Annotated in this window: 20 protein-coding genes; 12 read left to right on the top strand and 8 right to left on the bottom strand. The window is 73.2% G+C overall.

Features of this window, described 5'->3' with window-relative positions; genetic code table 11:
• Positions 1 to 44: 44 nt before the first annotated feature.
• Both ABTW95_RS20080 and ABTW95_RS20075 read right to left on the bottom strand, forming a co-directional pair.
• Positions 45 to 809 (bottom strand): class I SAM-dependent methyltransferase, encoded by a 765-nt coding sequence (locus ABTW95_RS20080; protein WP_396445086.1) that lies wholly within the window; start codon positions 807 to 809, stop codon positions 45 to 47.
• Entirely contained in the window at positions 806 to 2,917 is a 2,112-nt protein-coding gene (locus tag ABTW95_RS20075) for a prolyl oligopeptidase family serine peptidase (protein ID WP_500227064.1), read from the bottom strand. Before ABTW95_RS20075 ends, ABTW95_RS20080 begins: the two co-directional genes overlap by 4 nt.
• Positions 2,918 to 3,185: 268 nt before the next feature.
• Here ABTW95_RS20075 and ABTW95_RS20070 point away from each other — a divergent pair, with 268 nt between their 5' ends.
• Positions 3,186 to 3,695, top strand: coding sequence for an HNH endonuclease (locus ABTW95_RS20070; protein ID WP_396445084.1), 510 nt, complete (start codon positions 3,186 to 3,188; stop codon positions 3,693 to 3,695).
• A gap of 22 nt (positions 3,696 to 3,717) precedes the next feature.
• Positions 3,718 to 3,933 carry an FmdB family zinc ribbon protein gene (locus tag ABTW95_RS20065; protein WP_396453769.1) on the top strand — a complete coding sequence of 72 codons (216 nt, stop codon included), beginning with the start codon at positions 3,718 to 3,720 and terminating at the stop codon, positions 3,931 to 3,933.
• On the opposite strand, the gene ABTW95_RS20060 is transcribed toward ABTW95_RS20065, so the two are convergent.
• The 3 genes from ABTW95_RS20060 to ABTW95_RS20050 all read right to left on the bottom strand — a co-directional run bounded on the left by ABTW95_RS20060 (position 3,930) and on the right by ABTW95_RS20050 (position 7,314).
• Positions 3,930 to 4,277, bottom strand: a complete 348-nt coding sequence (locus ABTW95_RS20060) for a DUF1330 domain-containing protein (protein ID WP_396453770.1) — start codon at positions 4,275 to 4,277, stop codon at positions 3,930 to 3,932. The genes ABTW95_RS20065 and ABTW95_RS20060 overlap by 4 nt on opposite strands.
• Positions 4,278 to 4,374: 97 nt before the next feature.
• On the bottom strand, positions 4,375 to 6,228 hold the full coding sequence (gene ilvD / locus ABTW95_RS20055; protein ID WP_396445081.1) for a dihydroxy-acid dehydratase: 1,854 nt from the start codon (positions 6,226 to 6,228) through the stop codon (positions 4,375 to 4,377).
• Positions 6,229 to 6,564: 336 nt separating this feature from the next.
• A complete protein-coding gene (locus ABTW95_RS20050; protein ID WP_396445080.1) occupies positions 6,565 to 7,314 on the bottom strand; it encodes a nuclease-related domain-containing protein in 750 nt (249 codons plus the stop codon).
• Between the two features lie 348 nt (positions 7,315 to 7,662).
• On the opposite strand from ABTW95_RS20050, the gene ABTW95_RS20045 reads away from it, so the two are divergent.
• Positions 7,663 to 9,087 (top strand): amidase, encoded by a 1,425-nt coding sequence (locus tag ABTW95_RS20045; RefSeq protein ID WP_396445079.1) that lies wholly within the window; start codon positions 7,663 to 7,665, stop codon positions 9,085 to 9,087.
• A gap of 28 nt (positions 9,088 to 9,115) precedes the next feature.
• A complete protein-coding gene (malQ, locus tag ABTW95_RS20040) occupies positions 9,116 to 11,206 on the top strand; it encodes a 4-alpha-glucanotransferase (RefSeq protein WP_500227063.1) in 2,091 nt (696 codons plus the stop codon).
• 21 nt (positions 11,207 to 11,227) lie between these two features.
• Here malQ and ABTW95_RS20035 read toward each other — a convergent pair whose 3' ends face one another.
• Positions 11,228 to 12,223, bottom strand: a complete 996-nt coding sequence (locus tag ABTW95_RS20035) for a hypothetical protein (RefSeq protein ID WP_396445077.1) — start codon at positions 12,221 to 12,223, stop codon at positions 11,228 to 11,230.
• Between the two features lie 160 nt (positions 12,224 to 12,383).
• Positions 12,384 to 14,918, bottom strand: coding sequence for an aminopeptidase N (pepN, locus tag ABTW95_RS20030; protein ID WP_500227062.1), 2,535 nt, complete (start codon positions 14,916 to 14,918; stop codon positions 12,384 to 12,386).
• Between the two features lie 178 nt (positions 14,919 to 15,096).
• On the opposite strand from pepN, the gene ABTW95_RS20025 reads away from it, so the two are divergent.
• The 8 genes from ABTW95_RS20025 (at position 15,097) to ABTW95_RS19990 (ending at position 21,170) form a co-directional block, all read left to right on the top strand.
• The gene (locus tag ABTW95_RS20025) at positions 15,097 to 15,711 is read left to right on the top strand and encodes a mycothiol-dependent nitroreductase Rv2466c family protein (RefSeq protein ID WP_396445075.1); all 615 of its coding nucleotides are present in this window, start codon (positions 15,097 to 15,099) and stop codon (positions 15,709 to 15,711) included.
• Positions 15,712 to 15,865: 154 nt separating this feature from the next.
• On the top strand, positions 15,866 to 16,576 hold the full coding sequence (locus tag ABTW95_RS20020) for an energy-coupling factor ABC transporter permease (RefSeq protein WP_500227061.1): 711 nt from the start codon (positions 15,866 to 15,868) through the stop codon (positions 16,574 to 16,576).
• Between the two features lie 13 nt (positions 16,577 to 16,589).
• Positions 16,590 to 16,952, top strand: a complete 363-nt coding sequence (locus ABTW95_RS20015) for a PDGLE domain-containing protein (protein WP_500227060.1) — start codon at positions 16,590 to 16,592, stop codon at positions 16,950 to 16,952.
• Complete coding sequence (cbiQ, locus tag ABTW95_RS20010) at positions 16,952 to 17,716, top strand: cobalt ECF transporter T component CbiQ (RefSeq protein WP_396445072.1); 765 nt, start codon at positions 16,952 to 16,954, stop codon at positions 17,714 to 17,716. Before ABTW95_RS20015 ends, cbiQ begins: the two co-directional genes overlap by 1 nt.
• Entirely contained in the window at positions 17,713 to 18,465 is a 753-nt protein-coding gene (locus tag ABTW95_RS20005) for an energy-coupling factor ABC transporter ATP-binding protein (RefSeq protein WP_396445071.1), read from the top strand. Before cbiQ ends, ABTW95_RS20005 begins: the two co-directional genes overlap by 4 nt.
• A 100-nt stretch (positions 18,466 to 18,565) precedes the next feature.
• Positions 18,566 to 19,525 carry an ATP-binding protein gene (locus ABTW95_RS20000; RefSeq protein ID WP_396445070.1) on the top strand — a complete coding sequence of 320 codons (960 nt, stop codon included), beginning with the start codon at positions 18,566 to 18,568 and terminating at the stop codon, positions 19,523 to 19,525.
• 45 nt (positions 19,526 to 19,570) lie between these two features.
• Complete coding sequence (locus ABTW95_RS19995; RefSeq protein WP_500227059.1) at positions 19,571 to 20,623, top strand: hypothetical protein; 1,053 nt, start codon at positions 19,571 to 19,573, stop codon at positions 20,621 to 20,623.
• A gap of 76 nt (positions 20,624 to 20,699) precedes the next feature.
• A complete protein-coding gene (locus tag ABTW95_RS19990) occupies positions 20,700 to 21,170 on the top strand; it encodes a ribose-5-phosphate isomerase (protein WP_396445068.1) in 471 nt (156 codons plus the stop codon).
• 67 nt (positions 21,171 to 21,237) lie between these two features.
• On the opposite strand, the gene ABTW95_RS19985 is transcribed toward ABTW95_RS19990, so the two are convergent.
• Positions 21,238 to 21,453 carry a hypothetical protein gene (locus ABTW95_RS19985; RefSeq protein WP_396445067.1) on the bottom strand — a complete coding sequence of 72 codons (216 nt, stop codon included), beginning with the start codon at positions 21,451 to 21,453 and terminating at the stop codon, positions 21,238 to 21,240.
• Positions 21,454 to 21,575: the final 122 nt, after the last annotated feature.

The following is a 21,575-nucleotide window of genomic DNA, read 5'->3' as shown; positions in this document are numbered from 1 at the left end:
CGCGAGCAGCCGGTCGCGTCCTAGAGGCCGGGTTCAGGAAAGATTCAGGGACGCCGCCCCCCGACCATCTGCATCAGCGGGTAGCGGCGCCGGCGGACATCGGTGAAACCGCGGGAGGCGAGGGCTCGGGTGACCTCGCGGTCACCGAAGACGGTGAAGCCGGTGGTGCGGCGGAGCAGCTCGCCGGCGATCCGGGCGGCCGGCAGCGGCGTCGGGCGGCGGGACGTGAGGATGACGAGCCGCCCGCCCGGCTTCAGGACGCGGGTCATGCCGTCCACCGCGGCCCACGGATCGTCGAACAGGTAGAGGGCGCCGAAGCAGCAGACGGCGTCGAACACGCCGTCGCGGAACGGCAGGTCCACGGCGTCGCCGCGCACGTAGGCGACGTTGGCCCGGGGGTCGCCTACGGCCTGGGCGAGCATCGTCTCGGACGCGTCGAGGCCGACGACGAGGCCGTCGAGGGCGACGCCCTCGGCGAGGGCGCGGGTGACGTTGCCGGGGCCGCACGCCACGTCCAGGACCGTCGCGGGCCGCCGGTCGGTGAGGCCGAGCCATTCGCGGGCGAGCGCGTGCTCCGCGGCGGTGTCCGGGCCGAAGGGCCAGCCCTTGGCCAGGTTGAACCCGACGGGCCGCCAGACCTTCTCGTAGATCCGCGGCAGGAACGCCGACTCCATGACGGACTGCGCGAGGGACGGCTTCGCCGGAGGCCCGAACAGGTCGAGGTAGCCGGCGGACGTGTCGGGCGCCTCGGGCGGCTCGCGGAGCAGCCCGAGGACCCGCGCCATGGTGGTCTGCAGCGTCTCGCTCACCCGGCTATTAGATCACCGGCCAATTCGTCCGGGCTGTCGGGGAAGGCCAGACCGGTGTGCGCGGCCAGGAACGAGAGGGTGTCGGTCATCAGGTCGACCGAGCGGCTCACCGAGCGGGCGGCGTGGCCGACGTCCGCCTCGTCGCGCAGCAGTACCGGCGCGTCGGACGCGGTCGCGTGCTGGAGCGCCGCGCACATCTTGCGGGCGTGCAGCGGGTCCACGCGGGTGTCGCTGCCGAACGTCGTGAACAGGACGGCCGGGTACGCGGTGCCGGCGTGGACGTGGTGGTACGGGGAGTACCCGATCAGCCAGCCGAACTCCTCGGGGTCGTCCGCCGTCCCGTACTCGTCGTTCCAGGTCTGCCCCAGGCCGAACCGCTCGTAGCGCGCCATGTCGAGGAGCGGCGCCGAGCACACCGCCGCGCGGTACAGATCGGGACGCTGGGTGAGGGCCGCGCCGACGAGCAGCCCGCCGTTGGAGCCGCCGGAGATGGCGAGCTGCGCGGGCGTGGTCAGGCCGTCCGCGATCAGCTTCTCGGCGGCGGCGTGGAAGTCGTCGAACACGTTCTGCTTGCGCTCGCGCATCCCCGCGCGGTGCCATTCCTCGCCCTCCTCGGACCCGCCGCGCAGGTTCGCGACCGCGTAGACGCCGCCCGCCTCCACCCAGGCCAGCACGCTGGCCGAGTAGGACGGCGTCAGCGAGATGTTGAAGCCGCCGTAGCCGTACAGGATCGCGGGGCGCGGGCCGGAGATCCCGGGGCGGGACGCGACCAGCATCCGCACCTCGGTGCCGTCCCGGGAGGTGTAGGCGAGCTGGCGCGTCTCGATCTCGGGGACGGCGACCGTGCCCGGCGCGGACGCCCACAGCGTCGTCTCGCCGGTGCGCGCGTCGTACCGCATCACCGACGACGGCGTGACGTTGTCGGTGTAGCCGAACCACGCCTCGTGCCCGCCCTCCGGGCGCTCGACGATGCCGCCGATCGAGCCGAGGCCGGGCGTGGGCACGGCGCCGATCCGCTCGCCCGTCTCCAGGTCGTGGACGGTGATCTCGCCGACCGCGTGCCGCGTCCACCCGGCCAGCAGGACGGGGCGGTCCAGGTCCTCCAGGATCGCGAAGTCGGTGAGGACGGCCTCGGGGTCCTCCGGGATGAGGTCGCGCCACCGCTCGTAGGACGGGTCGGCCGGGTCGGCCACGCAGAGGCGGGAGCGGGGTGCGTCCCGGTCGGTGAAGATGTAGGCGCGGCCGTCGCGCCCGACGTGCAGGCCGGTGCCGGCGTCGACGCCCTCCTGCACCGCCCGCAGGGCGGGGGCCTCCGGGGACGACGCGGACAGGTCCGCGATCCACAGGTCGTTGCGCGGCGCCGTGCCCTGCGACGCCGAGACCGTCAGCCAGCGCCCGTCCCGGCTGACCCCGACCCCGTAGTAGTTGGTCTTGTCCATCCCCTCGCCGAAGATCAGCACGTCGTCGGTGTCGGGTTCGGTGCCGACCCGGTGCAGGTAGACGCGCCGGTGGTACTGCTCCTCGCCCTCGGGGACGTCCCGCGCGGGCAGCCGCCGCGCGTAGTAGTACGCCTCGCCTCCGGGCAGCCACGCGACCGGCGAGTACCGCGCCCGGTCGATCGGCCCCTCGACCCGCTCGCCGGTCGCGACGTCCATCACGTACAGCAGGGACTCCTCGTCCCCGCCGGTGGAGATCTTGTACGCGAGCCGGCGCCCCTCCTTGTCGGGCTGCCATCCGTCGAGCGTCGTCGTCCCGTCCGGGTCGAGCGCCATGGGGTCGATGAGGACGCGCTCGGCGCCGTCCGGGTCCACCGTGTAGAGGACGGGATGCTCCTGGCCGGCGGCGCGCCGGGTGAAGAACCGCCGCCCGCCCCGCCAGACGGGGGAGCCGACGCTGCCCGCGCCGAGCAGCTCGCCGAGCCGCTCGCGCAGCCGGTCCCGGCCCGGGAGCGCGTCCACGACCTTGTGGAAGAGCCGGTCCTGTGCGGCGAGCCACTCCCTGGTCTCGTCGCTCTCGGCGTCCTCCAGCCAGCGGTACGGGTCCGCGACCCGGTGACCGTGGATGTCCTCGACGATGTCCTGGCGATGCGCGGGCGGATACGGCGTCATGAACGCACTGTATTGGCTGTTCCGGGCTGTCCGCCCCGGACGCTGCGAACCGCCCCGAACGCGGCCCCGCGTTCGATCCGACCTCCGAAGGGGGATTATTGGGGTAGCGAACGGACTCCATCAGACGCCACACTGATGAAGGTCGGTTCGCCCCTGGGGAGGTCCTCATGGCGAGTGCGCAGGAACCGGAGACAATAACCGGGCCTCGGTCCGAGGCGCGGACGACCGCGCCCGCCGAGGCGAACCACATCCCGGTGGAGGCCGTCTGATGCGGCAGGTCCTCCTCCTGAACGCGACGTACGAACCCCTCACCACGCTGCCGCTGCGGCGGGCGGTCTGCCTCGTGCTCCGGGAGAAGGCCGAGATCGTCCACCATGACGCCTCGGGCGCGGTGCTGCATTCCGCCACGATGACGGTCGAGGTGCCGTCGGTGATCCGGCTGCGCCGCTACGTCCGCATCCCGTTCCGTACCCGCGTCCCGCTGACCCGCGCCGCGCTGATGCGCCGCGACAACTTCCGCTGCGTCTACTGCGGCCGCCGCGCCGAGACCATCGACCACGTCCATCCGCGCAGCCGCGGCGGCAAGCACGTGTGGGAGAACTGCGTCGCCTCCTGCATGTCCTGCAACCACCGCAAGGCCGACCGGCTCCTGTCCGAGCTGGGCTGGACGCTGAGCATCACGCCCGCCGTGCCGCGCGGCGCCCACTGGCGCCTCATCGGCCTCGTCCACGACGGCGACCCGCAGTGGGCGCCGTACGTGACCGAACCCGCCGCGTGACCCGGGGGCTTATCCTTGGGGCGTGCCTCGTTATGACTACCGCTGCCGCGCGTGCGGGTCGACCTTCGAGGTCTCCCGTCCGATGATCAACGCGTCCGACCCGGCGCCGTGCCCCGAGGGGCACGACGACACGGTGAAGCTGCTGTCCACGGTCGCCGTGACCGGCACGTCGCGGGGGGCCGCGCCCCCGCCGAAGCCGGCCGGCGGCGGCTGCTGCGGCGGAGGCTGCTGCTCCTAGCCGTTCTGGGCGGCGCGCATCGCCTTCGCGGTGGCGGCCGCGTCGTAGCCCGGCGGAACGCCCTGCAGCAGGACGGCGGTGCCGTCGATGTTGTCGGTGCGCATCGGCAGGATCGCCTGGTAGGCGTCCGACTCGTACCAGGCGCGGGCCTTGTCCATGTCGGGGAACTCGATGAGGACGTAGGCGCCCTCCAGCGGGCCCTCGATCACGTCCGGGGCGGTCCCGTGGACGAGGAACCGGCCGCCGAACGGGTCCATGGTGTCCTGGATGCGCTCCATGTAGGTGAAGACGTCCTCGTGCAGCGGCGGCTGGGGACGCAGGTGGGCGAGTGCGTAGGCGGTCATCGCGATCTCCTTCGGTGGTGGTCGCCGGGCGGTCCGCCCTGACGACCACCACTCTTCCCGCTGCGGGGAACGGAGGCGATTACCCGCCGGGTAATGCTCAGCGCTCGAGCTGGGAGACGTCGCGGGCGGCGCCGGTGGAGGCGGACGTGGCCATCGCGGCGTAGGCGCGGAGCGCGGCGCTCACCGGGCGGTGCCGGTCGCGGGGGCGGTAGCCGCCGAGGTCGGCGAGCAGCTTCTCGCGCCGGATCTCCAGCTCGTCGGCCGGGACGTCCAGTTCGAGGACGCGGTTCGGGATGTCGATCACCACGCGGTCGCCGTCCTCGACGAGGGCGATGATCCCGCCGCCGGCGGCCTCCGGGGAGGCGTGCCCGATGGACAGGCCCGAGGTGCCGCCGGAGAACCGGCCGTCGGTGATCAGCGCGCACGCCTTGCCGAGCCCGCGGCCCTTGAGGAAGCTCGTCGGGTACAGCATCTCCTGCATGCCGGGGCCGCCCTTCGGGCCCTCGTAGCGGATCACGACGACGTCGCCGGCCTTGACCCTGCCGCTGAGGATGCCCTCGACGGCGTCGTCCTGCGACTCGAAGACGACGGCGGGGCCGGTGAAGGTCCACAGCTCCTCGTCGACGCCGGCGGTCTTCACGATCGCGCCGTCGGGGGCGATGTTGCCGCGCAGGACGGCGAGGCCGCCGTCGGCGGTGTAGGCGTGCTCGACGGAGCGGATGCAGCCGTTCTCGCGGTCGAGGTCGAGCGACTCCCACCGGGCGCTCTGCGAGAACGCCGAGGTGGTGCGGACGCCGCCGGGCGCCGCGTGGTACAGCTCGACGGCCTCGGGGATGACGTCGGGGGAGCGGACGTCCCACTTGGCGACGAACTCGTCCAGCGACGCGGAGTGGATCGAGTGCGCGGTGCGGTTCAGCAGCCCGGCCCGGTTCAGCTCGCCGAGCAGGGCGGGGATGCCGCCGGCGCGGTGGCAGTCCTCGACGTGGTACCGGCCGGTCGCCGGGGCCAGCTTGCAGATGCACGGGACGCGGCGGGAGACGGCGTCGATGTCGGCGAGGCCGAAGTCGACGCGCGCCTCGGTCGCGGCGGCGAGCAGGTGCAGGATCGTGTTGGTGGAGCCGCCCATGGCGACGTCCAGCACCATGGCGTTCTCGAACGCGTCGCGGGTGGCGATGCTCAGCGGCAGAACCGACTCGTCGTCGCCCTCGTAGTAGCGCTTGGCGATCTCGACGACGGTGCGGCCGGCGTCCTCGTAGAGGCCGCGGCGGGCGGTGTGCGTGGCGAGGACGGTGCCGTTGCCGGGCAGCGCCAGCCCGATCGCCTCGGTGAGGCAGTTCATCGAGTTGGCGGTGAACATGCCGGAGCAGGACCCGCAGGTCGGGCAGGCGCTCTCCTCCATCTGGAGGAGCTTGTCCTCGGCGATCGAGCCGTCCGCGGAGGCGATGATCGGGTCGATGAGGTCGAGCTTGTTGCCGCCCATGACGCCCTCGACCGGCTTGCCGGCCTCCATCGGGCCGCCGGAGACGAACACGGTCGGGATGTTGAGCCGCAGCGCGGCCAGCAGCATGCCCGGGGTGATCTTGTCGCAGTTGGAGACGCAGACGAGCGCGTCGGCGCAGTGCGCGTTGACCATGTACTCGATCGCGTCGGCGATGATCTCGCGGGACGGCAGCGAGTACAGCATGCCGTCGTGGCCCATCGCGATGCCGTCGTCCACGGCGATGGTGTTGAACTCGCGGGGCACGCCGCCGGCCTCGCGGACCGCGCCCGCGACGACCTTGCCGACCTCGTCCAGGTGGACGTGGCCGGGCACGAACTGGGTGAAGCTGTTGGCCACCGCGACGATCGGCTTGCCGAAGTCCTCGCGTTGCACGCCGCTGGCGCGCATGAGGGCGCGGGCGCCCGCCATGTTCCTGCCGTGCGTGACCGTGCGTGACCTGAGCGGTGGCATGGGGACCTCTCTAACGTGTGACGTGCCGAGCCGGATTCTGGGAGCGTGCCCGCAGCGGCGGATCGCGGCGCTGCCGCCGGCTCAGCGGAGGTCGCGCGCGGGCCGGCCTGTGACTCCACCGATGCTACCAACCGGCGCGGCGGCATGAGAAAAGCCGGGACGCAGCCGTCCCGGCAGGTGGTGAGCCCGGCAAGGCGGCATCCCGGCGGGGCTCGTCGTCGAGCCGTGGTGCGGGCGGCCCGGGGAAGGAGGCCGCCCCTCGCGGTGGCCGGGCCCTCTCCGTGCCCGGTGGCCGGTCGTGCGCCGGGCCGGGCGGAAGGCCGAGGGGAGGGCCGGTCAGTCGGGGTACTTCGGCGGCAGGGCCTTCTCGGCCGCCGAGAAGATGCGCTGCACGTCGCCGTCGGTGAGGATCTTCGGGCGGCGCCGCAGGTAGGCGCGGGCCCGGTTGCCCGCGTAGACGTCGACGTCCCGCACCCGCATGACCTTCCACGGGATGGACGGGCCGTAGATCGCCACGGAGGGCTGCACCGGCACCTCGAAGCCGACCCGCTCGGCGAGGATGCTGCTCGCCATCTGGGCCTCCCACCGGGCCTCGTCAAGCCGGTCCTTCTTGTTGAAGGGCCCGTGGAAGAGCTTCATGTGGGACATGGTGCGCACGGGGAGACGCTTGTCCCACTTCTCGGAGTCGATGGCGTAGACGCCGCTCGGCCCGATCACCAGGTGGTCGATGCGGCCGTCGCTGACGCCGTCGTCGTCGCGCGGCACGGCCCGGGCGTGCAGGACGAGGTAGCCGCTGCGCTCCAGGGCCTTCAGCTGCCGCTCGGTGCGCCGTTCGGCGGCCGACGACTTCTGCCAGGCCGGGACGGAGGAGCTCTTGCGGGCGCACCGGACGGCGTCGCCGACGACCACGAGGATCGCGACGGCGAGCCCGGCCTGCCAGCCGAGCAGGATCAGGACGGCGACCCCGGCGACGGCGGCCGCGCCCGCCCGGAACGCCCAGCGGCGGACGCGGGGGTCGTCCAGCATCGCCGCGGCGGTGCGTTCGGCGGGGTGCTCGCCCGCGTGCTCGTCGGGGCGCTCCTTCACCGGACCCGGGTCATGGTGCTCACGCGTCTCCTCCGGCCGCGCCGGCCGCGGCCTCGTCTCATCCGATTCGGCCCGGGGGTGGCCCCGGGTGCCCTGCGTGTTGCCCCGCTCCATGATCGCCATAAGTGACGCTCCGTATTCCTTTCCCATCGGGGGCATGATCCTCCGTGCGCAGAGTAATCATCCGGCCGGTCGGCGACTAGTGATGCGGGGTTAATAATTTTGTCGCCCCCAGGTCAGTGAGTAACTTACGCGACGGACGGGTAGGACGATATTCTTCTCCCTTCGGCGCCGTAGAGTCCCTGCCCTCTTTGATGCCCGCGCACACGGCGTCTAGCGTTCCGTTTTGTGACACAAACCCATGACCTCAGCGCCACCCGGATGGCCGCGGCCGTCCGCTCCAGGGAAGTATCTCCGGTCGAGCTCGCCGACCACTATCTGGCCCGCATCGAACGGCTGAACGAGCAGGTCGGCGCCTATGTGACGGTGACCGCCGAACGGGCCCGCGAGGAGGCGCGGCGGGCCGAGAAGGCGGTGCTGGACGCCGCCGACCCGGCGGAGCTGCCGCCGCTGCACGGCGTCCCCGTCCCGATCAAGGACCTCAACATGGTCCAGGGCGTCCGGATGACGTTCGGCTCGGCCGCCTACGCCGAGATGACCGGGTTCGCGGACGACCATGTGGTGACAAAGCTGGCGCAAGCGGGGACTGTGCTGCTGGGCAAGACGACGACGCCGGAGTTCGGCCTGCCCTGCTACACGGAGGGTGACGTCGCGCCCCCGGCCCGCACGCCGTGGGATCTCACCCGGTCGGCGGGCGGCTCCAGCGGCGGCGCCGCGGCGGCGGTCGCGTCCGGGCTGGCGCCGATCGCGCAGGGCAGCGACGGCGGCGGCTCGATCCGCATCCCGAGCAGCGCGTGCGGGCTGTTCGGGATCAAGCCGACCCGGGGCCGGGTGTCCTCCGGCCCGATCATCCCCGACCTGTTCGGGCTGGCGACCAACGGCCCGATCGCGCGGACCGTCCGCGACGCGGCCCTCATGCTGGACGTGATGGCCGGCCACATGCCCGGCGACCTGTACCGCGCGCCGCAGGTGGACGGCTCGTTCCTGTCCTTCGCCGACCGCGCGCCGGGCCGGCTGCGGATCGCGCGCAGCCTGGAGCCGCCGGTGCCGGGCGCCGAGGTCCACCCCGACTGCGTCGCCGCCTACGAGGCCGCGTCCGCGCTGCTGGAGGAGCTGGGCCACGAGGTCGTGGACCTGCCGCAGGTGCTCGGCGCCGACCTCGTCGCGCACTTCGTCACGCTGTGGGGCGCGATGGCGACGATGACGCCCGTCGCGGACGAGGACCAGGACAAGCTCCAGCCGCTCACCCGCTGGCTGCGCGGGCTCGGCGAGGCCACGTCCGCGCCGCAGCTGCTCCAGGCGCACGCCGTGCTCCAGGGCGAGCTGCGCAAGGCGTTCCCGGTCATGGACGAGTTCGACGCCGTCCTGCACCCGACGCTCGCCATGCCGCCCGTCCCCGTCGGGTACTTCCACGACCAGGAGCCCGAGGAGAACTTCCGGCGGCAGGCGAACTTCACGCCGTTCACCGCCGTGTACAACATCTCGGGGCAGCCCGCGGTGAACGTCCCGCTGCACTGGAACGACGACGGCCTGCCGATCGGGATCATGCTGGCCGGGCGGCTCGGCGGCGAGGGCACGCTGATCTCGCTGTCCGCGCAGCTGGAGGAGGCCCGCCCGTGGATCGGCCGCAAGCCGGAGATCTGGACGGCGTGAGCCCGCCCGCACCGGGCATGGTGCAGGCGTGGGCGACGACGGACTGATCAGGCTGGCGGGCCGGCACGGGGTCGCGACCGGGTACACCGACTGGCGGGGCCGGGAGGCGGCGGTCGCGCCGGACACGCTCGTCGCCGTCCTGGCGGCGCTCGGCGTCGACGCGTCGACGCCGGCCGCCGTCGCGGCGGAGCTGGAACGCGGGCGGGAGCGGGAGCGCGCGCTGCCGCCGTGCCTCGTCGTCCGGCGGGGGAGCGGCCCGGCCGGCGGCCGGGTCCGCGCGGCGCTGCGCCGCTGCCTCGACCCGGGCGGGGACGTGGAGATCGCGGTCGGCGCGGAGGAGGTCCTGGCGCCGCCCGGAGCCGCCGGCCGGCCGTTCGAGCCGCTGCCGGAAGGCGCCGACGCGCCGCCGGGCTGGCACCGCCTGCGCGTCCGGCGCGGCGGTCGCGCCGCCGAGCCGCCGCTGCTGGTCGCGCCCGCCGCGCTGCGCCGCCCGCCCCGCGCGCGGGGGCTGACCGCGCAGCTGTACTCGGTGCGCTCCGCCGCGTCCTGGGGCCTCGGAGACCTGCGCGACCTGGCGGATCTCGCGGCCTGGAGCGCCCGGGACCGCGGCGCCGGCTTCCTGCTGGTGAACCCGCTGCACGCGACCGAGCTGGTGCCGCCGGTCGGGCCGTCGCCCTACTCGCCGATGAGCCGCCGCTTCCCCTCGCCGCTCTACCTGCGCGTCGAGGACATGCCGGAGTACGCCGCGCTCCCCGCCGGGGACCGGGAGCGGTTCGCCGGCCTCGCGGCGAAGCTGCGCGCCGGGGAGGGGCTCCTCGACCGGGACGCGGTGTGGGCGGCCAAGCTGGAGGCGTTCGAGGCGATGCACCGGCTACGCGCGGGCCGGAGCGACCCGGACTTCGAGGCGTTCCGCAGGCGCGAGGGCGCGGCGCTCGCCCGGTACGCCCTGTGGTGCGCGATCAGCGAGGAGCAGGGGACGACGGACTGGCGGCGCTGGCCGCCCGCGCTGCGCGACGCCCGCGACCCCGCCGGCGCGGCCGGCCGCCGCGACCGCGCGGAGTTCCACGAGTGGCTCCAGTGGCGGCTGGACGGCCAGCTCTCCGCGGCGCAGCGGGCCGCGCGCGACGCCGGCATGCCGGTCGGGATCGTCCACGACCTCGCGGTCGGGGTGCCGCACGGCAGCGCCGACACCTGGATGTACCGGAACCTGTACGCGCCGGGGATGAGCGTCGGGGCGCCCCCGGACGAGTTCAACCAGCGCGGCCAGGACTGGGGGCAGCAGCCGTGGCGGCCGGACGCGCTCGCCGCCGCATGCTACCGGCCGTTCCGCGAGATGACGGCGGCCGTCCTGCGGCACGCCGGCGGAGTCCGGCTGGACCACGCCATGCAGGTGTCGCGCCTGTGGTGGGTGCCCGAGGGGGCGTCCCCGGCCGACGGGACGTACGTGCGCTACGACCGCGACGCGCTGCTCGGCTGCCTGACCTGGGAGGCCGAGCGCTTCGGCGCCGTGGTCGTCGGCGAGGACCTCGGCACGGTGGAGCCGGACCTGCGCGAGGTCCTGGCCGGACGGGGCGTGCTCGGCACGTCCCTGCTCTGGTTCGAGCGCGACGACGGGGGACGTCCCAAGCCCCCGGAGAAGTGGCGCGAGCTCTCCCTGGCCACGGTCGGCACCCACGACATGCCGCCGATCACGGGTTTCGTCCACGGCGACCACATCGCCCTGCGCGACCGCCTCGGCCTGCTGACCCGCCCCCGCGCCGAGGAGGAGGCCGACCACCGCCGCCAGCTCGCCGACTGGCTGGCCCTCCTCCACGGCGAGGGCCTGCTGCCCACCCCGCCCGGCGAGATCATGCGGGCGCTGGCGGACGGCGAGACCACCCACGACGACGAGATCGTGGCGGCCCTGCACGCCTTCCTGGGGCGCACGCCCGCCCTCCTGACCGGCATCTCCCTCGCCGACGCCGTGGGCGAACGCCGCACCCAGAACCAGCCGGGCACCACCGACGAGTACCCCAACTGGCGCATCCCGCTCGCCGACGCGCACGGAGCCCCCGTCCTCCTCGACGACCTGCCGGCGCTGGCCGACCGCCTCGCCGTCCTGCGGGAGCCCCCGCAGTGAGCGCGAGCAGGCGCCGGCGGGTCAGGCGAGCGTCGACGTGATGCGCACCGTCACGTCGTGCAGGAGCGTGTCGGGACGCAGTTCTGCGTCGGCGATCGCCGAGAAGAGCGCGGGAAGCCCGGGCAGGGGGTAGGAGTCGTCGGCGCCGGCCAGGGCCTTGCGGCCCAGCGGGTGGTGGGAGAGCGACTTGCGGGCGCGCGTCCAGGCCGTCTGGACCTCCTCCGGGGACGGGACGCCGAAGCCGTGGCCGACCGGCGCCGCGTGGCGCAGCTTGACCAGGGCGCTGCCGGTGAAGTCGGCGGCGAGCCTGCACCGGTCGGTGAGCGCGGCGCGCACCGGGTCGTCCAGCCGGGTCACGACCGTGCAGGGCGTGCGGCAGCGGGCCGCGCAGTCGCCCAGCGCGGACGCGACCTGGCTGTGCTGGCGGTCGAGGTAGGCGCGCCAGCCCGGCCCCGGCTCGCGGGCGACGCGCAGCGTCCGCTCGCACGCGGAGCGCTCCGGGCGGGTGTGGTCGCACATCCGCGCCGAGCCCGGCTCGACGGGCACGCCGAACCGGCTGCCCTCGCCGCTCACCGCCGCGCCGATGAGGGCCGGGTCGCCGGCGTGGCCGAGGACGGGCTCCCACGCCAGCATCGGCAGGTACTCGCTCGCGATGTGCACGGCGGCGACCAGCGCGGCCATGTCGCGCCGGTACCAGCGGATCGCGATGACCTCCAGCAGCAGCGCGTAGGCGGGCCGCAGGCTGGCGAGGGCGCCGCGCGGGCGCTCCCGGGCCGTCTGCGGCATCCGGCTGGCCCGCGCCCGGTCGAGCAGGTCGCGCGGCACCTCGCCGGCGGCCTCCGGCATCCCGAAGTCCTCGGCGTCCAGGTCGAGGACGCGCTGCCCGAACGCGCACAGCGCCGCGATCGCCGCCGAGCGGCCGTCCGCGGCGAGCGTCCCCTGCGTGATCAGCGCCTCCAGGTCGCCGAACGCGTACCGCCGCGCCAGCGCCGTCAGCACGTCCTGAGCCGTCTCCACCGTCCTCCAGCCCCCACCCGGCCGCCATTCAACGGACGAGCTCCGCTCGGCACCGTCCTCCAGCCCCCAGCCCCAGCCCCCACCCCGTGACCATGCGATCGTTGCACGGCCACGGGGTTCCTGGACAGTGCCGGGTTCCCGGGCGGGTCCCCGCCGGGCGTCAGGCGGAGGCGGCGTCCTTCGCGCGGGCGCGCAGCGCGCGGGCGACGCCGTCGCGGCCCTCCGACAGCAGCCGGGTGAGGGCGGCCGGCGGGTCGTTCTCGGCGATGTAGGAGTCGGTGCGGTCGATCGTGGACTGCTCGATCACCAGGAACGGGTAGGCGACCTCGGCGAACGTCTGCGACATGTCGCTCGTCCACTCCTTCCACACCCGGCCGACCTCGGCGAAGTACCGGTCGACGTAGGGGCGCAGCAGGTCGACCTGGTCGGGCTCGACGAAGCCGCTCAGCGTCGACCGGTAGACGGCGTTCGGCAGGTCGCCGGACACGATCCGCTCCCACGCGGCCGCCTTCGCCTCCGCGGTCGGGATCGCGGCCTTGCAGGCGGCGGCGTGCCGCTCGCCGGCGGCGGTGCAGTCCCGCTCGTGCTCGGCGTCGATCTCGGCCTCGCCGGCCCGGCCGGTGACGACGAGGCGGCGCAGCAGCGTCCAGCGCAGGTCGGTGTCGACGGTGAGGCCGTCGAGCGTCTGCGAGCCGTCCAGCAGGCCCTGGACGAACGCCAGGTGCTCGTCGGTCACCGCCGACGCGGTGAACGCCTGCGTGTAGGCAAGCTGGAGGTCCGAGCCGGGCTCGGCCTCGCGGGCCAGTTCCAGCAGCGTGTCGGCGAGCAGGGTGAGGCCCTCCTCGCGCCACGCCGGGTCCGCGTACTGCTGGACGGCGGTGCGCGCCTGCCGGAGCAGCGTCTGCGTGACCGAGATGTCGGTGACGCCGCGGATGCCCTTCGCGACGAGCCGGACGTAGTCGCGGGTGGCCATCTCGGCGTCGCGCGTCATGTCCCACGCCGCCGACCAGCACAGCGCGCGCGGCAGGCTCTCCCTGATGTCGCCGATGTGCTCGATCAGCGTCTTCTGCGAGTGCTCGTCCAGCCGGATCTTGGCGTAGGTGAGGTCGTCGTCGTTCACCAGGACGAGGTCGGGGCGCTTCTTCCCGGTGAGCTGCGGGACCTCGGTGCGCGCGCCGACGACGTCCAGCTCGACCCGCTCGCGGCGGACGAGCCCGTCGCCGGTCAGGTCGTACAGCCCGATGGCGAGGCGGTGCGAACGCAGCGTCGGGTAGTCGGTCTTGGCCTCCTGCAGGACGGCGAACGATGTGAAGTTCCCGTCGGCGTCCACCTCGTACTCGGGCCGCATCGTGTTGACGCCGGCCGTCTCCAGCCACTCCTTCGACCACGACGCCAGGTCGCGGCCGGACGTCTCCTCCAGCGCTCCCAGCAGGTCGGTCAGGACGGTGTTGCCCCACGCGTGCCGGTCGAAGTACCGCCGCACGCCCTCCAGGAAGTTGTCGAGGCCGACATAGGCCACGAGCTGCTTCAGGACGGACGCGCCCTTGGCGTAGGTGATGCCGTCGAAGTTCACCTCGACCGCGCGGATGTCGGGGATGTCGGCGGAGATCGGGTGCGTGGACGGCAGCTGGTCCTGCCGGTACGCCCACGCCTTCTCCAGGTTCGCGAACGTCGTCCAGGAGCCCTTCCACTTGGTGGCCTCGGCCTGGCACAGGACGCTCATGTAGGTGGCGAACGACTCGTTGAGCCACAGGTCGTCCCACCAGCGCATGGTGACGAGGTCGCCGAACCACATGTGCGCCATCTCGTGCAGGATCGTCTCAGCGCGCCGCTCGTAGGCGGCGTCGGTGACCCGCGACCGGAAGACGTAGTCCTCCAGGAACGTGACGGCGCCCGCGTTCTCCATGGCGCCCGCGTTGAACTCGGGGACGAACAGCTGGTCGTACTTGGTGAACGGGTAAGGGCGGCCGAAGACCTTCTCGAAGTAGGCGAAGCCCTGGCGGGTCACGTCCACGATCGCGGGCGTGTCGAGGTGCTCGGCGAGCGAGGCGCGGCAGTACACGCCGAGCGGGATGACGGTGCCGTCGTCGCGGCGGTACTCGTCCCGGACGACGTGGTACGGCCCCGCGATGAGCGCGGTGATGTAGGTGGAGATCTGCGGGGTCGGCATGAAGTGCCACGTACCGCCGCCGGCGGACTCGGCCGGCTCGTTGGTGACGACCTCCCACTCCTCCGGCGCCTTCACGGTGAACTCGAAGGTGGCCTTCAGGTCGGGCTGGTCGAAGCAGGTGTACATGCGGTGCGCGTCGGCGGTCTCGAACTGCGTGTACAGGTACACGCTGTCGTCAACCGGGTCCACGAACCGGTGCAGGCCCTCACCGGACCGCGAGTACTCGCAGTCGGCCACGACCCGGAGCTCGTTCTCCGCGGCCAGGCCGGGCAGCGGGAGGCGCCCCTTGTCCGCGTCATAGGTGGAGGGGGCCAGGGCCTTGCCGTTCAGCGTCGCCTCCCGCACGACGGCGCCGTGCAGGTCGACGAACGTGTCCGCGCCCGCCTCGGTGCTGCCGAACCTCACCACGGTGGTGGATCCGAAACGCTCAGCGCCCTGGGTGAGGTCAAGTTCGACCGTGTAGGACTCGACGTTGAGCAGCCGGGCGCGTTCCCGCGCCTCGTCGCGCGTGAGGTTGCCTGCCACATGTACTCCTTGGTCGCTCATTCACTTGGTGAAGTCATGTCTACCAACCGGACGCCGTCCGGGTCCGTCCGCCACGGCCTTAGGGACGGGCTTCGACGGCCTCTCCGTCCGGGGAATCGGAAGGGGCGCGACCCGGTTGTCGCTCTAAGGCACCCGTTTCACGCTCTAGGAGGCGACGTTGACTGAGACCGAGCGCACCCCCGTGGACTTCTGGTTCGACCCTCTTTGTCCCTGGGCGTGGATCACGTCCCGCTGGATCCTGGAAGTGGAGAAGCAGCGCCCGATCGAGGTGCGCTGGCACGTGATGAGCCTCGCCGTGCTCAACGAGGACAAGGACATCCCCGAGGAGTACCGGCGCGGCCTTGAGGGCGCCTGGGGACCGGTGCGCGTCTGCATCGCCGCCGAGCAGAAGTACGGGCCGGAGGTGCTCGGCCGCCTCTACACCGAACTCGGCATCCGCCGCCACCACGAGAAGCAGAAGTTCGGCCGCCCCTACTACGAGGCCGCGCTCACCGCCGCCGGCCTCGACCCGGCGCTCGCGGACGCCGCCGACTCCACCGCCTACGACGAGGCGCTGCGCGCGTCCCACAAGGACGGCATCGACCGCGTCGGCCAGGAAGTCGGCACCCCGGTCATCGAGGTCGAGGGCAGCGCCTTCTTCGGCCCCGTCGTGACGCCGATCCCGCGCGGCGAGGCGGCGGTCAAGCTCTGGGACGGCGTCCGCGCCGTCGCGAGCACGGACGGCTTCTTCGAGCTGAAGCGGACCCGGACGAGGGATCCCATTTTCGACTGAGCAGCAGGGGAAGCGCGGCGCGTAATCGAGCGGTCGTGCCGTGTGCACTCACCCGCAAGCCACATATGACTTGCTATTGCGAGCATGTTGCAACTACTAGCCATGTGCCGCCAAACTGGTCTCGCTGGTGAAAACGGGCAGGGAGGGTGATGGCGTGCACGTACCGGATGGATTCATCGACGCCCCGGTGTCCATCGCGGCCGGCGCGGTCGCGGTGGCCGGGGTCGGTATCGCGCTGCGCGGAGCCCGGCGGGAGCTGGACGACCGCACCGCGCCGCTCGCCGGGCTGACCGCCGCCTTCGTGTTCGCCGCGCAGATGCTGAACTTCCCGGTCGCGTCCGGGACGAGCGGGCACCTGCTCGGCGGGACGCTTGCGGCGATCCTCGTCGGGCCGTACACCGGCATCCTGTGCGTCTCGGTCGTCCTGCTCCTGCAGGCGCTCCTGTTCGCGGACGGCGGCCTCACCGCGCTCGGCGTCAACATCACCACGATGGCGCTCGTCACGGTGGTCGTCGGGTACGGGCTCTTCCGGCTCCTGCTGCGGGTCCTGCCCAGGACGAAGGCGTCGGTGTCCGCGGCGTCGTTCGCGGCCGCGGTCGTGTCGGTGCCCGCCGCGGCGGTCGCGTTCACGGCCATATACGCGGTCGGCGGGACGGCGGACGTGTCGATCGCCAAGGTCGCCACCGCGATGATCGGCGTGCACGTGCTGATCGGCATCGGCGAGGCGCTGATCACCGCGGTGACCGTGTCGAGCGTGCTGGCCGTCCGTCCCGACCTCGTGCACGGTGCGCGCGGCCTGATGAAGCCGCCGGAGCTGCGCACCGCCGCCGCGCGGAACGCGGGCACCGAGCCGACAAGGGTCTGAGAGGGGGACGCACATGACCACCAAGCGCTTCTTCATCGGGTTCCTTCTCGTCTCGTTCGTTCTCGCCGGGGTCGTCAGCCACTACGCGTCCGGTGACCCCGACGGGCTGGAGAAGGTCGCCGCGGACAAGGGCATCAGCGCCAAGGAGAAGGACCACTCGCTCAAGGACTCCCCGTTCGGCGACTACGGGGTCAAGGGCATCGAGAACACGCGGCTGTCCGGCGGGCTGTCCGGAGTGATCGGCGTCGGCGCGGTCCTCCTCGTCGGCGGCGCGCTGTTCTGGGGCGTCCGCCGGCGCGGTCCCCACCGGGACGCGGCCGGCGAGCAGGATGAGCGGACCGAGCGGGCGCCGTCCGAGCCGGCGCGGAAGGGCTGATGGGCGCGGGTCACGCGCACCGGCTCCACGTGCCGGGCGCGTCGCCGGTGCACCGGCTGCCGCCGCAGTGCAAGCTCGTCGCCGTCCTGGCGTTCGTGCTGCTGGTCGTCGCCACGCCGCGGGAGCGGATCTGGGCGTTCGGCGTCTACGCGCTGCTGCTCGCGGCCGTCGCGGCGGCCGCGCGGATCCCGTTCCGGACGGTGGCGCGGCGCGTCGTCATCGAGGTCCCCTTCGTCGCGTTCGCGTTCCTGCTGCCGTTCGTCGCGGAAGGAGAGAAGATCACGGTGCTCGGGCTGCGGCTGAGCGAGAGCGGGCTGTGGGGCGCCTGGAACATCCTCGCCAAGGGGACGCTCGGCGTCGTCGCGTCGATCCTGCTGGCCGCGACCACCGAGCCGCGGCTGCTGCTGCTCGGCATCGAGCGGCTGCGGATGCCGCAGCTCATCACGCAGATCGCCACGTTCATGCTGCGGTACGGCGACGTCGTCGCGGCGGAGCTGCACCGGATGAAGGTGGCGCGCGCCTCCCGCGGGTTCGAGGCGCGCGACATCCGCGCTACCGGCGTGCTGGCCAAGTCGGTCGGCGCGCTGTTCCTGCGCTCCTACGAGCGCGGCGAGCGCGTCCACCTGGCCATGGTGAGCCGCGGCTACGACGGGCGCATGCCGCCGGTGCACGACGTCGGCGCCACCGCCGCGCAGTGGACGGCCGCCGCCGCGCTGCCCTGCGCCGCCGCCCTCGTGGCACTGGCCGCTTGGACGGCGCCATGACTCCGTCGCTGGAAGTGAGGGGCCTCGCGTACGCGTATCCGGACGGCACGCAGGCCCTCTTCGGCGTCGACCTGACGATCGGGCGCGGCGAGCGCGTCGCGCTGCTCGGGCCGAACGGCGCCGGGAAGACGACGCTCGTCCTGCACCTGAACGGCATCCTGCACGGCGGCCTGGGCGAGGTCAGGGTCGGCGGCCTCGCGGTCGACCCCGGGGACAGGAAGGCCCTGCGGGAGATCCGCCGCCGCGTCGGCATCGTCTTCCAGGACCCCGACGACCAGCTGTTCATGCCGACCGTCCGCGAGGACGTCGCGTTCGGGCCCGCCAACCTCGGCATGCGCGGCGCCGAACTCGACCGCCGGGTCATGGACGCGCTGGACCGCGTCGGCATGGCGCACGTCGCCGACCGGCCGCCGCAGCACCTCAGCTTCGGGCAGCGCCGCCGCGTCGCCGTCGCCACCGTCCTGGCCATGGAGCCGGAGATCCTGGTGCTGGACGAGCCGTCCTCGAACCTGGACCCGGCGAGCCGCCGCGAGCTGGCCGAGATCCTGCTGGGCCTGGACGTGACCGTCCTGATGGTCACGCACGACCTCCCGTACGCGGCGGAGCTGTGCCCGCGCTCGGTGATCCTCTCCGGCGGCGTCATCGCGGCGGACCGCCCCACCAGGGACCTGCTCATGGACGCCGGCCTGCTGGCCGCGCACCGGCTGGAGCTGCCGTTCGGGTTCGACCCGGCCGCCGCCGTCCGCTGAATCGCGGCTCTTCGGCCGTTCCGCTTGCCTCGCCGCGCCGCCTCCGCGACACTCGGATCCCGACACTGGTAACGGTTTTCATATCCGAAATGAGGCATTCGTGAAGGTTGCGTTCGTCGGCAAGGGCGGCAGCGGCAAGACCACGCTCTCGTCGCTGTTCGCCCGGCACCTGGCCGGGCGCGGGCTGCCGGTGGTCGCCATCGACGCCGACATCAACCAGCACCTCGGCGTCGCGCTCGGCCTGGACGAGGCGCGCGCCGCGAAGATCCCCGCGCTCGGCGACCGGCTCACCGAGATCAAGGAGCACCTGCGCGGCGACAACCCGCGCATCCCGTCCGCGGCCGCGATGGTCAAGACGACCCCGCCCGGCGCCGGCTCGCGGCTGCTGCGGTTCCGCGGCGACGACCCCTTCCACGAGGCCGGGCAGGAGGTCGACGGCATCACGCTGCTCGCCACCGGCCCGTTCAACGACGACGACCTCGGCGTGGCCTGCTACCACTCCAAGACCGGCGCGGTCGAGCTCTACCTCAACCACCTCGTCGACGGGCCCGGCGAGTACGTCGTCGTCGACATGACCGCCGGCGCCGACACGTTCGCGTCCGGGCTGTTCACGCGGTTCGACCTGATGTTCCTGGTCGCCGAGCCCACCCGCAAGGGCGTCGGCGTCTACCGGCAGTACACCGAGTACGCCAGCGACTACGACGTCGCGATCCGCGTCGTCGGCAACAAGGTCCAGAGCGAGGAGGACGTCGCCTACCTGCGCGAGCACGTCGGCGGCGACCTGCTGACGTGGGTCGGGCAGTCCGCCGCCGTCCGGGCGCTGGAGCAGGGCCGGCACGGCGTCCCGCTGGAGGAGGGCGCCACCGCCGCCCTCGACCGCATGCTCGCCGAGGTCGACGGGCGCCCCAAAGACTGGGACAAGTTCCAGCGGCAGGCCGTCGAGTTCCACGTGAAGAACGCGCGCAAATGGGCCAGCCGCGCGGCCGGCGAAGACCTGGAGACGCAGGTCGACCCCGGCTTCCGCTTCCCGGCCGCGGCCGGCACCGCCTACGCGGGGTAGCTCCCGCCCTACCGGCGGAGAGCGATCCCCACTACCCTGCCCGCCATGACGATGCGGCGGATGCTGGTCATGGCGGGCGGCGCGGTGGTTCCCATCGCCCTCATCTCGATCCTGCTGGGCAACCAGTGGGTGGCCGATGCGATCAACAAATCCGGTGACTTCCAGAACGGCAGGGGCATCGCGCCCCTCGTGTCCTGGCTGCTGTTCCCGAGATGGCGGGTGACCGGCGGCGACATCGACTGGAAGTTCACCGTCGCGCTCGACGTCAGCACGGTGCTGTTCTTCGTCCTGCTGATCCTGCTCGCGGTGGCGGGCGCCCGCGCCCTCGACCCGGAGCGCGGCGCGCTCGGCGTGGTCGTGACCGGCTGGTGGGCGACGGCGATCGCGGGCGGCGTCGCCGGCCTCGTCCGGGGCGTCCTGTCGAAGTGGGCGCTCGACATCCCCGACAGCGGCGGCCCCAGTCTGCTCCTCTCGATCCCCTCGGGGGTGTCCTTCGGGTTCCTCTACGGCTGGCTCGCGGGGATCGGCATGCTGCTGGGGTACATCGTCACGCGCCGCACCGCGGCGACCCCGCAGCAGCAGTTCGGGCAGCAGCCCGGGCAGTACGCGCCGCAGCAGCAGGGCATGCCGCAGCAGGGCATGCCGATGCAGCAGCCCTACGGGCAGCCGATGGCGCAGCAGCCGATGCAGCAGCCGATGCAGCAGCCGTACGTGCCGCCGCAGGGGCAGCCGCAGCAGCCCTGGGGCGGCGTGCCCCAGCAGCAGTACCCGCAGCAGCAGTACCCGCAGCAGCAGTACCCGCAGCAGCAGCCGGGCGTTCCCCAGCAGCCGAGCGTTCCCCAGCAGCCGGGCGCGCCGCAGCAGTACGGGGCCGCTCCCGCGCCGCAGCAGCCGTCCGTCCCGCAGCAGCCGTCCGCGCCGCCCGCCGAGCAGGCGCCCCCGGCGGCCCCGGAGACGCCGGGCGAGGCGAAGCAGGACGCCCCCGAGGAGACGCCGGAGGACGCGCCCAAGGACGCGCCCAAGGACGCGTCGGACGACGACCTCAACCTCGCCGACCGGACCATCGTCGACCGCAAGCGGGACGCCGAGGACGGCTGACCGGGCGGCGCGGCGCCCCAGCGCGGCGACCCGACCCCCGCGCGAGCGGCGGCCGCCGCCCTGCGAGAATCGCCGCATGCGCGTGTTTCTTGGAACCGACCATGCCGGCTTCGAGCTGAAGGAGCACCTGGTCTCCTGGCTGAAGGAGAACGGGCACGAGGCCGTCGACTGCGGCGCGTTCGAGTACGACGCCGCGGACGACTACCCGCCGTTCGTCCTGCGGGCCGCTCAGCGCACGGCCGACGAGCCGGGGACGCTCGGCATCGTCGTCGGCGGTTCCGGCAACGGCGAGGCGATCGCGGCCAACAAGGTCAAGGGGGTGCGGGCCGCGCTGGTCTGGAACGAGGACACCGCGAAGCTCGCCCGCGAGCACAACGACGCCAACGTCATCGCGCTGGGCGCCCGCCAGCACGACCTGGCCGCCGCGACCCGGTTCGTCGAGCTGTTCCTCGGGACGCCCTACTCCGGGGAACCGCGCCACACCCGCCGGATCGAGATGCTCAGCGAGTACGAGCGCACCGGCGACCTCCCGCCGCTCCCGCACTAGGCCGGACGCTTCCCGCACCGGGGCCGCGACCGGGGCCGGGCGCGGCGCCGCCGGGCGCGGCGCCGGGTCACAGGCCGTTCTGCGGCGTCCTGCGGGCGGCGGCGCCGCGCTTGCCCTGGCGGCGGCGCTCGTTCTTGGCGGCCTTCGTCCGCTTCGCCGGTTCGGCGGCCTTGGCCGGACCCGGCCCCGCGGCCGGCGGCTCCTCGCCCTCGGGCCGGAGGCGCGACACGTCCCGCGCGCGCATCGCCGCGTCCACCGTGATCCGCATGCCGGGCTGGACCATGCACCGTCTCCTCTCACCGCGGGACCAGATGTCTCTCCGGTGACACATACCCATGGGAAACGGAGCTGGACCGTTGCAAAGAGTCACCGGGTCCCCGGATGGCGACCAGCAGGGGTGATTGC

Origin of the sequence: Spirillospora sp. NPDC127506, from assembly GCF_040302145.1 — a bacterium.
Classification (GTDB): Bacteria; Actinomycetota; Actinomycetes; order Streptosporangiales; family Streptosporangiaceae; genus Spirillospora.
Note: the sequence above shows the minus strand (reverse complement) of the source record. Positions and strands in the feature narration are given on the sequence as shown.